Source organism: Erwinia sp. GW821-FHT03D09 (genome assembly GCF_059420805.1).
Genome location: NZ_JBWKUK010000005.1, coordinates 48,551 through 64,895 on the forward strand (window position 1 = coordinate 48,551; position 16,345 = coordinate 64,895).

General features: G+C 50.9%; 12 protein-coding genes. 7 read left to right on the forward strand and 5 right to left on the reverse strand.

The annotated features are described in order from the left end of the window. Positions 1 to 9 precede the first annotated feature (9 nt). The 3 genes from thrA to thrC are packed head-to-tail and all read left to right on the forward strand — an operon-like array spanning position 10 to position 4,694. The gene (gene thrA, locus AC07U6_RS06075) at positions 10 to 2,472 is read left to right on the forward strand and encodes a bifunctional aspartate kinase/homoserine dehydrogenase I (RefSeq protein WP_494761503.1); all 2,463 of its coding nucleotides are present in this window, start codon (positions 10 to 12) and stop codon (positions 2,470 to 2,472) included. 2 nt (positions 2,473 to 2,474) lie between these two features. Continuing rightward, on the forward strand, positions 2,475 to 3,404 hold the full coding sequence (gene thrB / locus AC07U6_RS06080; RefSeq protein WP_494761504.1) for a homoserine kinase: 930 nt from the start codon (positions 2,475 to 2,477) through the stop codon (positions 3,402 to 3,404). A gap of 3 nt (positions 3,405 to 3,407) precedes the next feature. Further along, positions 3,408 to 4,694: a threonine synthase gene (thrC, locus tag AC07U6_RS06085; protein WP_494761505.1), complete on the forward strand. Its 1,287-nt coding sequence runs from the start codon at positions 3,408 to 3,410 to the stop codon at positions 4,692 to 4,694. Between the two features lie 98 nt (positions 4,695 to 4,792). On the opposite strand, the gene yaaA is transcribed toward thrC, so the two are convergent. Further along, a complete protein-coding gene (yaaA, locus tag AC07U6_RS06090; RefSeq protein ID WP_494761506.1) occupies positions 4,793 to 5,569 on the reverse strand; it encodes a peroxide stress protein YaaA in 777 nt (258 codons plus the stop codon). 267 nt (positions 5,570 to 5,836) lie between these two features. On the opposite strand from yaaA, the gene tal reads away from it, so the two are divergent. Continuing rightward, on the forward strand, positions 5,837 to 6,790 hold the full coding sequence (gene tal / locus AC07U6_RS06095) for a transaldolase (RefSeq protein ID WP_105594784.1): 954 nt from the start codon (positions 5,837 to 5,839) through the stop codon (positions 6,788 to 6,790). 49 nt (positions 6,791 to 6,839) lie between these two features. Here tal and AC07U6_RS06100 read toward each other — a convergent pair whose 3' ends face one another. From AC07U6_RS06100 to AC07U6_RS06115, 4 genes are read right to left on the reverse strand one after another with little or no spacing between them, the layout of a single operon-like run. After that, entirely contained in the window at positions 6,840 to 7,940 is a 1,101-nt protein-coding gene (locus AC07U6_RS06100; RefSeq protein WP_494761507.1) for a fimbrial protein, read from the reverse strand. Between the two features lie 18 nt (positions 7,941 to 7,958). After that, entirely contained in the window at positions 7,959 to 10,394 is a 2,436-nt protein-coding gene (locus AC07U6_RS06105) for a fimbria/pilus outer membrane usher protein (RefSeq protein WP_494761508.1), read from the reverse strand. Further along, complete coding sequence (locus AC07U6_RS06110; protein WP_494761509.1) at positions 10,394 to 11,086, reverse strand: fimbrial biogenesis chaperone; 693 nt, start codon at positions 11,084 to 11,086, stop codon at positions 10,394 to 10,396. Before AC07U6_RS06110 ends, AC07U6_RS06105 begins: the two co-directional genes overlap by 1 nt. A gap of 32 nt (positions 11,087 to 11,118) precedes the next feature. Next, positions 11,119 to 11,712, reverse strand: coding sequence for a fimbrial protein (locus tag AC07U6_RS06115; protein ID WP_494761510.1), 594 nt, complete (start codon positions 11,710 to 11,712; stop codon positions 11,119 to 11,121). A gap of 397 nt (positions 11,713 to 12,109) precedes the next feature. Between AC07U6_RS06115 and mog the strand changes: the two genes are divergently transcribed. From mog to dnaK, 3 genes are all read left to right on the forward strand, one after another. Continuing rightward, complete coding sequence (mog, locus tag AC07U6_RS06120) at positions 12,110 to 12,697, forward strand: molybdopterin adenylyltransferase (RefSeq protein WP_494761511.1); 588 nt, start codon at positions 12,110 to 12,112, stop codon at positions 12,695 to 12,697. A gap of 127 nt (positions 12,698 to 12,824) precedes the next feature. Next, positions 12,825 to 14,129 (forward strand): MFS transporter, encoded by a 1,305-nt coding sequence (locus tag AC07U6_RS06125; protein ID WP_494761512.1) that lies wholly within the window; start codon positions 12,825 to 12,827, stop codon positions 14,127 to 14,129. Positions 14,130 to 14,364: 235 nt separating this feature from the next. After that, entirely contained in the window at positions 14,365 to 16,272 is a 1,908-nt protein-coding gene (gene dnaK, locus AC07U6_RS06130; RefSeq protein WP_494761513.1) for a molecular chaperone DnaK, read from the forward strand. Positions 16,273 to 16,345 lie beyond the last annotated feature (73 nt).

Consider the following 16,345-nt stretch of genomic DNA (forward strand, 5'->3'; position numbering starts at 1 on the left):
AGTTTGAACATGCGAGTGCTGAAATTCGGTGGAACCTCGGTAGCCAATGCGGAAAGATTTCTGCGTGTGGCTGACATTCTGGAAAGCAATGCACAGCAGGGACAGGTTGCTACCGTATTGTCCGCGCCAGCAAAAATTACCAATCATCTGGTGGCGATGATTGAAAAAACCATCGGTGGTCTGGATGCCACGCCGAATCTCAGCGATGCCGAGCGTATTTTTGCTGAGCTGTTACAGGGACTGGCCGATGCCCAGCCGGGCTTCGACTTTGACCGCCTGAAGGGCGTGGTCGATCAGGAGTTCACCCAGCTTAAGCAGGTTCTGCACGGGATTAGCCTGCTGGGACAGTGCCCGGACAGCGTTAATGCTGCAATCATCTGCCGCGGTGAAAAACTCTCTATTGCTATTATGGAAGGCCTGCTTCAGGCGCGCGGCTACGGCGTCAGTGTGATCAATCCGGTAGAGAATCTGCTGGCGATTGGACATTATCTGGAATCGACCGTAGATATTGCGGAATCTACCCGCCGCATCGCTGCCTGTAAAATCCCGGCCAGCAATATGGTGCTGATGGCCGGTTTTACCGCCGGTAACGAGCGCGGTGAACTGGTGGTGCTGGGCCGTAACGGCTCCGACTATTCAGCTGCGGTGCTGGCTGCGTGTCTGCGCGCCGACTGTTGCGAAATCTGGACTGACGTTGACGGCGCCTATACCTGCGACCCGCGTCAGGTTCCAGATGCGAGGCTGTTGAAGTCGATGTCGTATCAGGAAGCCATGGAGCTTTCCTACTTCGGCGCTAAAGTTCTCCATCCCCGCACCATCGCTCCTATCGCCCAGTTCCAGATTCCCTGCCTGATAAAAAATACCGCTAATCCACAGGCTCCCGGTACATTAATCGGCGACAGTGCCAGCGATGACGATACGCCTGTGAAGGGCATCACCAACCTGAATAATATGGCGATGTTCAACATTTCCGGCCCGGGAATGAAAGGCATGGTTGGCATGGCGGCGCGCGTATTTGCCACCATGTCCCGAAGCGGTATCTCGGTGGTGCTGATCACTCAGTCCTCATCCGAATACAGCATCAGCTTCTGCGTGTCCCAGAGCGAGCTGTCGCGGGCCCGTAAGGTGCTGGAAGATGAATTCTATCTGGAGTTGAAGGACGGCCTGCTGGAGCCGCTGGATGTGATGGAGCAGCTGGCGGTGATCTCCGTGGTCGGCGACGGCATGCGTACGCTGCGCGGCATTTCGGCCAAGTTCTTCTCCGCGCTGGCGCGTGCCAACATTAATATCGTCGCTATCGCCCAGGGGTCTTCCGAGCGCTCTATTTCGGCGGTGGTCAGTAACGATGAAGCGACCACCGGCGTCCGCGTGGTGCACCAGATGCTGTTCGCCACCGATCAGGTGATTGAAGTGTTCGTCATCGGCGTTGGCGGCGTCGGCGGTGCGTTAATCGATCAGCTCCACCGCCAGCAGGCGTGGCTGAAGAATAAACATATCGATCTGCGCGTTTGCGGTATTGCTAATTCACGCGCGCTGCTGACCAATGTGCACGGTATTCAACTGGAAAACTGGCAGGAACAGCTGCAGGCGGCAAAAGAGCCGTTCGATCTGGACAGGTTGAAGCGCCTGGTGAAAGAATATCATCTGCTGAACCCGGTGATCGTTGACTGTACCTCCAGCCAGCAGATTGCCGATCGGTATGCCGGTTTCCTGGCCGATGGTTTCCACGTAGTAACGCCGAACAAAAAAGCCAACACCTCGTCGTATAGCTATTACCAGCAAATGCGCGCGGCGGCGGCGAAATCGCGCCGTAAGTTCCTGTACGATACTAACGTCGGTGCCGGTCTGCCGGTGATTGAGAACCTGCAAAATCTGCTGAATGCCGGTGACGAACTGATTCGCTTCTCCGGTATTCTCTCCGGCTCGCTCTCGTTTATTTTTGGTAAGCTGGACGAAGGCGTGTCGCTGTCTGCGGCCACGAATATGGCGCGTGAGATGGGCTTTACCGAGCCAGATCCGCGCGACGACCTTTCCGGGATGGACGTGGCGCGTAAGCTGCTGATCCTCGCGCGTGAAGCGGGGTATCAGCTGGAACTGGAAGATATTGAGATCGAAGCCGTGCTGCCGGAAGAGTTTACCGCCATTGCCGATGTCGATACCTTTATGGCCCGTCTGCCGGAACTGGACGATGTGTTTGCCGCAAGGGTGGCAACGGCGCGTGACGCGGGTAAAGTTCTGCGCTTCGTCGGTGCGATTGAAGAGGGCGGCGTCTGTAAAGTGAAGATCGATGCCGTGGACGGTAACGATCCTCTGTTTAAAGTGAAAAACGGTGAAAACGCGCTGGCCTTCTACAGCCGTTACTATCAGCCAATTCCGCTGGTGCTGCGTGGTTACGGTGCCGGTAATGATGTGACCGCGGCGGGCGTGTTTGCCGATCTGTTACGCACTCTGTCGTGGAAGTTGGGAGTTTAAACATGGTTAAGATTCATGCCCCTGCCTCAATTGGCAACGCCAGCGTCGGCTTCGACGTGCTGGGGGCGGCGGTATCGCCGATCGATGGTACTCTGCTGGGCGATTGCGTCAGCGTGGAAGCGGCTGACGAGTTCAGCCTGCGCAATGAAGGCAGTTTCGTCAGCAAACTGCCTGCCGATCCGAAAGAAAATATTGTTTATCAGTGCTGGGATCGCTTCTGTGAAGCCATCGGCAAGCGCGTACCGGTGGCCATGACGCTGGAAAAAAATATGCCGATTGGTTCCGGCCTCGGTTCCAGTGCCTGCTCGGTGGTTGCCGGTCTGATGGCGATGAACGAGTTCTGCGGTAAGCCGCTGAATGATACCGAACTGCTGGCGCTGATGGGCGAGCTGGAAGGGCGCATTTCCGGCAGCGTGCACTACGACAACGTGGCTCCGTGCTTCCTGGGCGGTATACAGCTGATGCTGGAAGAAAACGGCATTATCAGCCAGCCCGTGCCAGGCTTTGATGACTGGCTGTGGGTGATGGCGTATCCGGGGATCAAAGTCTCTACCGCTGAGGCGCGGGCAATTTTACCCGCGCAGTATCGCAAAGAGGATATTATTCGCCACGGCCGCTACCTCGGCGGCTTTATTCATGCCTGCCACACGCAGCAGCCGGAACTGGCCGCGAAGCTGATGCAGGATGTGATTGCTGAACCTTACCGTACCCGACTGCTGCCGGGCTTTGCCGAAGCGCGTGAGGCCGCTGCCGATATCGGCGCGCTGGCCTGCGGGATCTCGGGTTCAGGGCCGACGCTGTTTGCCGTATGCAATCAGCTGGATACGGCTCAGCGGATGGCGGACTGGCTTCGCCAGAACTATCTGCAAAATGATGAAGGCTTCGTTCATATTTGTCGTTTAGATACGGCAGGCGCACGTAAACTGGGATAACGCATGAAACTGTACAATCTTAAGGATCACAACGAGCAGGTTAGCTTCGCCCAGGCGGTGAAGCAGGGTCTGGGTTCACAGCAGGGCCTGTTCTTTCCGCTGGAATTACCGGAGTTCGAGCTGACCGATATTGATGCACTGCTGGAGGAGGACTTCGTCACTCGCAGCAGCAAGATCCTGTCGGCGTTTATCGGCGATGAAATTCCAAAAGAACAGCTGCTGGCGCGTCTGAAGACCGCCTTTACCTTCCCGGCACCGGTTGCCAGCGTAACTGACGATATCGCTGCTCTGGAGCTGTTCCACGGCCCGACACTGGCCTTTAAGGATTTCGGCGGCCGTTTTATGGCGCAGATGCTCTCCCACGTCAGCGATTCAGATGAGAAAATCACTATTCTGACCGCGACCTCGGGTGATACCGGTGCCGCCGTGGCGCATGCTTTCTACGGCATGGAAAACGTGCGCGTGGTGATCCTGTATCCGCAGGGTAAAATCAGCCCGTTGCAGGAAAAACTGTTCTGTACCCTGGGTGGTAACATCCAGACTATCGCTATCGACGGTGACTTCGATGCCTGTCAGGCGCTGGTTAAGCAGGCCTTTGACGATGAAGAACTGAAAAAGGCGATTGGCCTGAACTCGGCGAACTCGATCAACATCAGCCGCCTGCTGGCGCAGATCTGCTACTACTTTGAAGCTGTTGCTCAGCTGCCGCAGGAAAAACGCAATCAGCTGGTGATCTCGGTGCCAAGCGGTAACTTTGGCGACCTGACCGCGGGTCTGCTGGCTAAATCACTGGGCCTGCCGGTGAAGCGTTTTATCGCCGCCACCAATGCCAACGATACCGTGCCGCGCTTCCTGGTTGATGGTCAGTGGACGCCAAACGCCACCGTTGCCACGCTGTCTAATGCTATGGATGTGTCGCAGCCAAACAACTGGCCGCGCGTGGAAGAGATCTTCCGCCGTAAAACCTGGCGTTTGCAGGATCTGGGCTTTGGTGCGGTGAGTGATGAAACCACCAAAGAGACCATGCGTGAGCTGGCCGAGCTGGGCTATATCTCTGAACCGCACGCGGCGATTGCCTACCGCCTGCTGCGCGATCAGCTGCAGGATGGGGAGTTTGGTCTGTTCCTCGGCACGGCACACCCGGCGAAGTTCATTGAAAGCGTGGAAGAGATTCTCGACCGCAAAATCCCTCTGCCGAAAGCACTAGCCGAGCGTGCCGATCTGCCGCTGCTGTCGCATAAGATGAAAGCCGGGTTTGCCGACCTGCGTGAGTTCCTGCTGAAGAAGTAATTTGTGCCGGGGCGGAAACTTCGCTATCTCGCTGATTAGTCGCTCACAGTCGGTTAACCAGCGACAAAACGGAGAGGGTATCGCCCACTCCGTTTTTTTCAAGCTACTTCACGCCGCTTAAACACCAACTCATTCCCCTTGCTGCCGTCGGCATCATAAACGTATCCATCGACATCAAACTTTTTCAGCTGCTCGGGTTTCGTTAACCGGTTCTGGATAATGTATCGGCTCATCAGGCCGCGTGCTTTCTTGGCGTAGAAGCTGATGACTTTGAACTTGCCGTTCTTTTCATCGAGGAACACCGGCTTGATAATCTCGCCGTTCAGCTGTTTAGGTTTTACTGACTTGAAGTATTCATCGGAAGCGAGATTCACCAGCACATTATCGCCCTGCGCGGCCAGTGCATCGTTCAGCGCCAGGGTCAACCGCTCGCCCCAGAAGCTGTAGAGATCTTTTCCCGCCGGGTTTTCCAGCTTGATACCCATCTCCAGACGATAGGGCATCATTAAGTCCAGCGGGCGCAGCAGGCCATACAGGCCGGAGAGCATGCGCAGATGCTGCTGGGCATAGTCGAAGTCGGCTTCACTGAAGCTTTCCGCCTGCAGGCCGGTGTACACGTCGCCTTTAAACGCCAGAATAGCCTGTCGCGCGTTTTCCGGGGTGAATTCCGGCTGCCAGTCATTGAAGCGTTCCGCGTTAAGCATCGCCAGCTTGTCACTGATATGCATCAGTGAGCCAATCTGCGCAGGTGAAAGCTGACGCGCAACGGCGATCAGTTTTAGTGACTCCTCAAGCAGTGCGGGCTGGGTAAAACGTTTGGTCGCCAGTGGGCTTTCATAGTCCAGCGTTTTTGCGGGGGAAATTACCATCAACATGATCGGGGGGTCCTTGTGCATCGCGAAAAATTGCCAGAGCATACTGTAGCAAAAAAGTGTTAACAGAGGACAAATCGCTGTCATTGGTAGATCTGCTGCTTCATCGTAAAGAAACGGAAAAAGCCCGTTTGTGTTGAGGTTTTATCCCCCTGTGGCACAGGGTTTTATGGTTGTTGCATGGCAGGGTACGCGTGCTATCATCCGGGGCAGACATTTTCAACACCCTGACAAATCAACCTTGTTTCAACCTTGATGAGAATGACAACTATGACGGACAAATTATCCTCCCTGCGTCAGATCACTACCGTTGTTGCCGATACCGGCGACATCGCAGCGATGAAACTCTACAAACCGCAGGATGCAACCACCAACCCTTCTCTGATCCTCAGCGCCGCCCAGATCCCAGAATACCGTAAGCTTATTGATGAAGCCGTGACCTGGGCGCGTGAGCAGAGCAGCGACAAAGAAGCGCAGGTTTCTTTCGCTGCGGACAAACTGGCCGTCAACATTGGTCTGGAGATCCTGAAACTGGTTCCGGGCCGTATTTCTACCGAAGTGGATGCACGTCTGTCTTACGACACCGAAGGCAGCATCGCGAAAGCGCGTAGCCTGATCAAACTGTACAACGATGCCGGCATCAGCAATGACCGCATTCTGATCAAACTGGCTTCGACCTGGCAGGGCATTCGCGCCGCCGAGCAGCTGGAAAAAGAAGGCATCAACTGTAACCTGACCCTGCTGTTCTCCTTCGCCCAGGCGCGTGCCTGTGCCGAAGCCGGTGTATACCTGATTTCTCCATTCGTTGGCCGTATCCTCGACTGGTACAAAGCCAACACCGATAAGAAAGAGTACGCGCCGGCTGAAGATCCAGGCGTGATCTCCGTGACTGAAATCTACGAATACTACAAGCAGCACGGTTACGAAACCGTGGTGATGGGTGCAAGCTTCCGTAACGTAGGTGAAATCATTGAGCTGGCCGGCTGCGACCGTCTGACCATCTCTCCGGGCCTGCTGAAAGAGCTGGCTGAGACCGAAGGCAGCATTGAGCGCAAACTGTCTTACACCGGTGAGGTGAAAGCTCGTCCGGCGAAAATGACCGAGTCTGAGTTCCTGTGGCAGCACAACCAGGACCCAATGGCGGTTCAGAAACTGGCTGAAGGCATCCGTAACTTTGCCGTTGACCAGGGCAAACTCGATAAGATGATTGCTGACCTGCTGTAATATTTCCGCTAGCTCTTACGGTGGCCCGTTCGGGCCACTGTCTTATTCCTCAGTCATAGACAAAATTGACCACCGCCGTTGTGCGAATAGGCCCACTGCTTAGCTGTCGTCTGTTGTAAACGTAGTACCAGGCAAACATCGGTATCGTTAAATTCGTTGGAACCTGCTCCTGAGCGGCATAAGCAAATAGTGGCGTCGCATCACCGATGTCCGTTGTTGACGCGCTGAATTTTATCGGCGTTGCACTGGTGGCTTTCTGAATGCGAATGCCTACACCGGTGGCGCTGCCAGGATCGGGAGAAATCAGCGTGGTGTTATCGTTGGGTAAAATATTGTTGCTGCTCAGATAGGCACTGATCGCCCTCGACGTTGTGCCGTAAACCTGTCCGGCACAGCTAAAATTAAGCGTAAATAACTTTTTGGCATTTTCTCCTGCAATCAGGGAGGACATGTTAATGTCATTCATCACGATAGTCTTATTATCATCATCAAAACTGCAGGTGGTAACGCGCTTAATGAACCGGACCATCAGTGGCTTGTAGTAAATATCGTAGTTATGAGTAGGCCACGTCCAGTTGAAAACAAAATAGGCGAAATCGCTAATCATGCGGGTAACGTTTTGAAGAACTGTTAATCCGGTGCTGTCCTGGGCAATAACAACGGGGGCTATTCTGGCAGTATCATCATTGACCACCATGACGTTTTTTGTTGGTACTGTTTTCATTAATTTCAGCGTAACAGTAAAATTGGCGTCAATATCTGAACCTTTATTTACTCCGACCTTAGGATGGGTTTCCTGCGGAGATATATTGCTGATATGCAGGCTGACATAAGCATCACCAGGAAACTTAAGATAAAGCGTTTGTTGAGTATAAGGCGAAGAGTTATCGACCGAATTCTTGCCACCAATGATCCCCCATGCTGGCATCGTACAGGTGAAGGTATCTGGATACTGGGTTGTTTCTGAGAAAGAAGAAGATCCGGTAAAATTCAATGCATCACTGGCGTCATAGTAGGCTGGCATCGCTGAAATGGGATGTTTTTGTATACAGTTAGCCCAGGATTTTATTGGAAATGAGATAAACAGTAACAGTAGTGTGAAAAAAATTATCCTTACTCTGTCTGCCGGGAAACGGGTAATACTATACATTCGGAGTCTCACTGTTGTTTACAGACAATGATTAATATTCCCGGATAGTTTCGTATCCGGATGGCTAACCGTGCAGGTACGATCGTTACTGCTGCTCAGACGAACAATGACCTGTGCGGGTAGCTGTTTGCTGCGGATGAAAATAATGCTACCCTGGCCAACGTATCCCAGCTCATCGCCTCGACTATTCGTGACGCTGGTACCAAAAGGTAATGGTGTATTACTGCCTTCTACCGCATGGAAAATAAACGTTTTTCTCTGGTCTGTTTCAAATTTAATGTAATTAATCGATCCGGAATAGGGCACGATGTCCTTACGATTTCCGACCAGTTGAGTACCGTCGCCAGGATTTGTTGTATCGAGGGTTAAAGCATTTTTACGGTAGGGGGACATATAGGGAATTAAGGCTTTCCCCTGGCTGTTTGTCATAATGGTGGCATCGCTGTTTACCATTGCGTTGGCTACCCCGGGGGCATCAACGATAGCATAGGTATCACCCATCTGATTAGCAAAGAGCACACCTCCCCGCCACGCCACCAGACTCCCCGTCATACCAACTCCGGTCTGATGAAAAGAAGAGGACTGGCTGTATGAGGCATTCAGCGTTGAAGCGTTAGCACGATAGCTGGCGCTAGTATTCACCATAGTGCCACCACCATGGTTATTCGCCATATCAAGATTATAATTCCATTCATTGCTTTTTCCGGCGGTACCGCTGATGCCAAGATCGCTGTTGGTATAATTTTTTCCATCCATCGTGGCGTTGGTCGTCAAATAGACGGGAGATGAAAATACGCTAAATGGAATTGATAGTCCGGCATAGTAGCGCATCTCTTCACGATACTTATTATCCCGTGTTCGGCTGACTGAAGTATTGTAAGAAATATCATGGAAGGTGTTGGAATAACCAACCTGGTACTCTTTACCTGGCTTTCTGTTTCCCCAATAGTTTCTGAACGTCCCCGAAAAGAAGAAGGAACCTGCTGCACCGCCGAGATTCTGGTTAATATTGAAATTGAGGCTGTTCTTCTGATTGATCGTACTGTAATCCATATTTTTACTATCGTTACTTTCTCTTTGCACTGCATCCTCTAGGGTAAGAAACCCTCCGGTGGAATAACGATAAGCAGCTACCGCAATATTAGTTCCTGAACTGGCGATGAATTTACTGAAAGCCAGTCGATAACTCTGGCCAGTGTTTTTTGGCTGATGCCGTGTGGAGTCCTGGCTGGCCCAGGTGGCATCCAGTGAAATAGCACCAAAAGGCAGGTTTAAGCCTGTGCCAATCAGGGCGGAGTGATAATGATTGCTGCCAATGCCGCCGGTATAAAGGGTAAAGAGGTTTGAGATCCCCCGACGCCAGATCCCCTGAAGGAAATTCGGATGCGATCCAACTCCGGGAATACGCACTTGTCCCATGGCGAGGTTGTAAACGTTGACTCCCGGCTTTAACATATCGGGGACCGAAGAATAGGGAACAATAAAGCGCTGTACTCGCCCATCAGCTTCGTCAACTTCAACGTGTAAATCCCCGCCGGAGCCCGTTGGCAGAATATCATTTATCGCAAAGGGACCTGGAGAAACGGTCTGTTGATAGATAGATACGCCATTTTGAATGATTTTAACCAGCGCGTTGGTTTGAGCTACGCCGTGAACTACGGGAGCAAAGCCTTGCAATGAGTCGGGGAACATGCGGATATCGGTACCCAGGCTGACACCACGAAAGCGATAGGAATCAAATAGATCAGATGTAGTATAGCTGTCACCAGCGCGAAGTTGTGAGTCAATTTCACTAAAATTACGCTGTATGTAGCGCGTATTGTTGCTCCACCGGGATTTACCCGAAGATGAATAGTTGTAAACGCTGTTATCCCGCAGTTGCCAGCCGAGCAGATTAAAGCCACTATTCAACGATATATAAGCACTATCTTCACTTTTTTGATGATGCGAGGCAGCATGATAATAATTTGCCTGATAGGACAAAAGATAACCGGGTATTCCCTGTTGCCAGAATTTAGGATCAACGTAGCCTTCCCATTTTGTGTTCAGTGACTCCTGAGGAACGGTAAGATTGACGCGCAACTGACCAGAGTCAAAACTACTTTTGATACCGTTCGGGAGTTTGTAGATATTCACTGAATTTCCGGAATTTTTTTTCTTATCCTGCCAGAGTTCCTTAATGCCTAAACGATCGAAATCTGTTTTACTTATGCGAATATCAGTAGTGCTATTGACGACTTTACTTTTATAATTCCCCTTCCATTCACTGTTTACGTAAATATCAACCTCATACATACCTGGCGGCACGTCACCGTCTTTATAAAACTGTGACAGATCCGAGTTTTTGGATCTCCCCTGAAGAAAGTCAGTATTAAATGATAGCCCGTAAGCAGTGTGCTGAATCAGAAGGATTAAAAATAATATTTCTTTTCTATTAATTAAACGACAAGTCATTATCTTATTTCTTTTTCAGAACTTATACTTGCGCCATAGTCATTGATATAAATAACAGAAACTCGACTTCCTACTGATAACGTGTTTTTAATGGTGACCGATTTCTGAGAAAACGGGGAAATCATTAATCCTTCATGTAGCAGGTTTTTTTTTGATGAATCTGGGGAGATTGCAGAAATTGTTAAGAAATAAGGTGTTGGGTTATCAATGGTTAACTGACCACCTTTGTTATAGAGGTTGATTTTTTTTATCATGTTGTTGGCGGAGATTTTTAGTCCCGTCGGTCGGAAGAAGAACTTTATACGCGATTTTATGGCTAATTGCATAACGCTTCTTCCTCGCAGGTTTTCTGGTTCAGGAGGAATATCCAAAACATTTAAATAAAAAATAGACTCGCGATCTTTAGCTTGATTTCCCCCGATATATTTTACTTTAAGCTGTTGCCCGCTGTGCCCTGAAACCTTAACTACAGGGGGCATGAGCAAAAACGGTACGTTTGCTGTTTCTGGGGTAGAGTTTGCGTCTCCATCATCAATCCACGCCTGAACCAAAGACGGTTCTGAGCCGTTATTGAGCAATTGTACTGAGATCTCTTTGCTATCAGAGGGGTAAATCTCTCTCGTCGCACTAATAATGACGTTGGCGTGAGAAATAGAAGGAATAAATGCTGCTACCAGTAAGAATTTTCTCATGAAACAATCGCTCAGTTTATAGAAGAGGATAATTAAAGGTATGAAACGCTGTAAGTTACCATTGTTCTGACCGTTCCGGCCTGAGCAGGTTTAGTATCAACTTTATAGTATTTGGCATAAAAGTTTAGCGTGTCGGGTTTTGATGTATTACCTGCCAGCTTTGTATCCAGTGCCTGGTTTAACATTATGGGTTGAGTTTCTGAATCTTGTAAAACGATGGCAATTCCGACATTATTTGTCTGTCCATTAGCCCCATTCTCCTGATTAATAAGATATTTTCCATCGTTAGAAATTGTATTGGATGATGAGAATTGAATTTTCAATGTTGATGCGGGTTTCGTTTCTCCAGCACCAGCTGTCTGCGCGGAAGAACAATTAGAGAAATCCAAAGAGAATGCTTTCTTCTCAGCATCAATTAGTCCTTCAGCTGTACCGGCTTGCTCGGTGGTAATTGGATTCAGTGCAACTGAAAGCGAAGCTGGATTATTACCATTTATAGTGCAGGTTGAATCCGTTACCGCTCCGGTAAAGTTAATTGTTCCCCCGGATACGTTTGTTGAAGCTAAAGATGTATAACTGAAAATTGTTAAAGACGCTGCCGTACTAAACGTAATGATCTTATTCATTTCTGATTCCTGATTAATAAGATTATTCCTTTTCGGGAATTTATCTTTCTTTGCCATTTGCTAATGAAAAGTACCTGATTTTTTCTAATTCATTATGGTTATATAAAATCACACCTCCTGAAATTAACATGATATAGGTATATTAGTTAATGTTGTCTTTTGTTCTGCGCAAAAAAAGCGTTTTTATAACTTTTACGAAAGAGGGATGTTGTTAATTTTCTTATGATGTTTTTTTGTTTTGTTATTTGATGTGTTTTTATGTTTTTAAAAATATACAGTGTAAAAGCCTGCTCTGATTTTTTTTTAAGTTTATCATAATTCAGTGTATTATTTAGCGAAGATAAACTTACAAACACCGACCTCATTGATTTCAGTCGGTATAAATGGTGATAACGCAATGAATACACTACGCATAGGATTGATTTCCGTATCCGATCGCGCGGCAAATGGCATCTATCAGGATCTGGGCCTGCCGGCGCTGGAAACCTGGCTTTCTGAAGCGCTATCGACGCCGTTCAAAATTGAGAAGCGGCTGGTTCCCGACGAGCAGCCGATGATTGAGCAGGCAATTTGTGAGCTGGTTGATGAACTGTTTTGTCATCTGGTGCTGACCACCGGTGGCACCGGGCCTGCTCGCCGCGATGTGACGCCCGATGCCACACTCGCGATTGCCGATCGCGAGATGCCTGGGTTTGGCGAACAGATGCGGCAGATCAGCCTGAACTTTGTTCCTACCGCTATCCTTTCCCGTCAGGTTGGTGTGATTCGCAAACAGTCGCTGGTGATTAATCTGCCGGGCCAGCCGAAATCGATCAAAGAGACGCTGGAAGGGCTGAAGGATGAGCAGGGCGAGACGGTTGTGCACGGTATTTTTGCCAGTGTGCCCTACGGCATTCAACTGCTTGACGGGCCTTATATAGAGACCAATCCACAGGTAGTAGCAGCATTTAGGCCAAAAAGCGCCCGGCGCGAGACAAACAGCTAAAAAACAGGATTCTCAGGTATAAGATTCAGTGCCGTATGGTGTAGAAGATAATTGCCGTTATAGTAAGCATAGCTTTACAAGGTGAATTATTTTTCTTCTCTCTGACTATGGATTTACTCGAAGAATCATGGCTCAAGAACAAGCTCGACCTCTGAACCGACAGGATTACAAAACCCTGGTTCTGGCGGCGCTCGGTGGCGCGCTGGAATTCTATGACTTTATTATCTTCGTCTTTTTTGCAGCGGTAATCGGCGAACTGTTTTTCCCCGCCGATATTCCTGAATGGCTACGCCAGCTGCAAACTTTTGCCATTTTTGCTGCCGGCTATCTTGCCCGCCCGTTAGGCGGCCTGATTATGGCCCACTTTGGTGACAGTAAAGGGCGCAAGAAAATGTTCAGCCTGAGCATTCTGCTGATGGCACTGCCAACGCTGGTGATGGGGCTTCTGCCCACCTACGCGACGCTGGGGATCGCTGCGCCTGTTCTGCTGCTGTTAATGCGTGTGCTGCAGGGAGCAGCTATCGGCGGTGAGGTTCCCGGTGCCTGGGTGTTTGTGGCCGAGCACGTGCCGCAAAAGCGCGTGGGCTTTGCCTGCGGCACGCTAACCGCCGGGCTGACCTTTGGTATTCTTCTTGGTTCATTGATTGCCACATTGATTAATACCAGCATGACCCCGCAGGCTATTGCTGAGAACGGCTGGCGTATCCCATTCCTGCTCGGTGGTGCCTTTGGCCTGCTGGCGATGTACCTGCGCCGCTGGCTGCATGAAACGCCGGTATTTACCCAAATGCAGCAGCGCAAGACCTTATCGGATGAGCTGCCGCTGAAAACGGTTATTGCCAGTCACCGCCAGAGCGTGGTGGTGTCCATGCTGCTGACATGGCTGCTCTCAGCCTGCATTGTGGTGGTTCTTTTAATGGCACCCGTGCTGCTGCAAAAACTCCACGGTCTGCCCGCGGCACTGACCTTACAGGCCAATAGCCTGGCGACGATAATGCTGATTTTCGGCTGCATTATCTCCGGCGCGTTGGTCGATCGCATTGGTGCAGCAACCACGCTGATTATCGGCAGCCTGCTGCTGGCGGTGGCCAGCTGGACGTTCTTCACCGTTGCCGCCGAGTTTCCCGCCTGGCTGTTCAGCGCCTATGCGCTGGCCGGTCTGTGCGTTGGCGTCGTGGGCGTGGTGCCTTTCGTGATGGTGTCGGCCTTTCCACCCGCGGTCCGTTTTACCGGTATCTCCTTCTCTTATAATCTCTCGTATGCCATTTTTGGCGGGCTGACGCCGATCATGGTCACGCTGATGATGAAGCTGACGCCGATGGCACCGGCTTATTACGTGCTGGGGCTGGCCGGTGTCGGTGTACTGGTGGGTTTATGGCTCAAACGGGAGTCGGTGCAGCGTGTCCTGTTAAAGCAGGTGAACGCGCAGTAACCGCTTTTTTACCGTAGTTAATGCGGACTGGCCTGCGCCGGTCCGTTTTTTTTCAATAAAAACGATTTTTTTTTGCTGTTGCCCCTTGATGCGGCGGCTGGCGGCCCCATCTTATTTGGCATCCGAGGCTACGGACCTGGAAAAAAGAGCGGGATGAGCAGTTGAAACTGTGAAAAATGCCCGCATTTAAGGTTCATAACCTGATTTGAAATGAATTTAAGTGGGAGACGTTTAGATGGGTAAGATTATTGGTATTGACCTGGGTACGACTAACTCTTGTGTAGCTATCATGGATGGCGGCAAGGCGCGTGTACTGGAGAATGCGGAAGGCGATCGCACCACGCCATCTATCATTGCTTACACTCAGGATGGTGAAACGCTGGTAGGTCAGCCTGCTAAACGTCAGGCTGTGACTAACCCGCAGAATACCCTGTTTGCGATTAAGCGCCTGATTGGCCGTCGCTTCCAGGATGAAGAAGTACAGCGTGATATTAAAATCATGCCGTTCAAAATCGTTGGTGCAGACAACGGTGACGCATGGCTGGACGTGAAAGGCCAGCGCGTAGCACCTCCGCAGATCTCTGCAGAAGTGCTGAAAAAAATGAAGAAAACGGCGGAAGACTATCTGGGTGAGCCAGTGACCGAAGCGGTCATTACCGTACCGGCTTACTTCAACGATGCGCAGCGTCAGGCAACCAAAGATGCCGGCCGTATCGCCGGTCTGGAAGTCAAACGTATCATCAACGAACCGACCGCAGCCGCGCTGGCATACGGCCTGGATAAAGGCCAGGGCAACCGCACCATCGCGGTGTACGACCTGGGTGGTGGTACTTTCGATATCTCTATCATCGAAATCGATGAAGTTGACGGTGAAAAAACCTTCGAAGTTCTGGCAACAAACGGTGATACTCACTTGGGTGGTGAAGACTTCGACAGCCGTATGATCAACTACCTGGTGGGTGAGTTTAAGAAAGATTCAGGTATCGATCTGCACAACGATCCGCTGGCGATGCAGCGCCTGAAAGAAGCCGCTGAAAAAGCGAAAATCGAACTGTCTTCTGCACAGCAGACCGACGTCAACCTGCCGTACATCACAGCGGATGCGACCGGTCCTAAGCACCTGAACATCAAAGTGACTCGTGCAAAACTGGAATCACTGGTAGAAGACCTGGTTGCTCGCTCTATCGAGCCGCTGAAAGTTGCGCTGCAGGATGCGGGTCTGTCCGTTTCTGATATCAACGACGTGATCCTCGTTGGTGGTCAGACTCGTATGCCAATGGTGCAGGCGAAAGTGGCCGAGTTCTTCGGTAAAGAGCCGCGTAAAGACGTTAACCCGGACGAAGCCGTTGCCGTGGGCGCAGCCGTTCAGGGTGGCGTTCTGGCCGGTGAGGTGAAAGACGTTCTGCTGCTGGATGTTACCCCGCTGTCGCTGGGTATCGAAACCATGGGCGGCGTGATGACTTCACTGATCGCTAAGAACACCACGATTCCAACCAAGCACAGCCAGGTGTTCTCTACTGCAGAAGACAACCAGTCTGCCGTAACCATCCATGTTGTGCAGGGTGAGCGTAAACGCGCTGCGGATAACAAGTCACTGGGCCAGTTCAACCTTGATGGTATCCAGGGTGCACCGCGCGGTATGCCGCAGATCGAAGTCACCTTTGACATTGATGCTGACGGTATTCTGCACGTATCCGCTAAAGACAAAAACAGCGGTAAAGAGCAGAAAATTACCATTAAGGCCTCCTCCGGTCTGAACGACGAAGAGATCGAAAAAATGGTGCGTGATGCGGAAGCCAACGCTGAGTCTGACCGCAAGTTCGAAGAGCTGGTGCAGACCCGTAACCAGGGTGACCAGGTTGCGCACAGCACCCGCAAGCAGCTGACTGATGCCGGTGACCAACTGCCAGCAGACGTGAAAGCGCCAATCGAAGCGGCTCTGGCCGAGCTGGATACTGCGCTGAAAGGCGAAGACAAAACTGAAATTGAAGCGAAAATCCAGGCGCTGATGGAAGTGTCCGGCAAGCTGATGGAATTTGCTCAGCAGCAGCAGGCCGCTGGCGGCGCAGCAGATGCAGCCGAAGGTAAAAAAGATGACGACGCCGTAGACGCCGAATTCGAAGAAGTTAAAGACAAGAAATAATCGCCCTTGAGCGGGCATGATGCTCCCCCGGTGGAGCATCGTATTAACCAGCACGGGCGTGGAGATTTCTCCC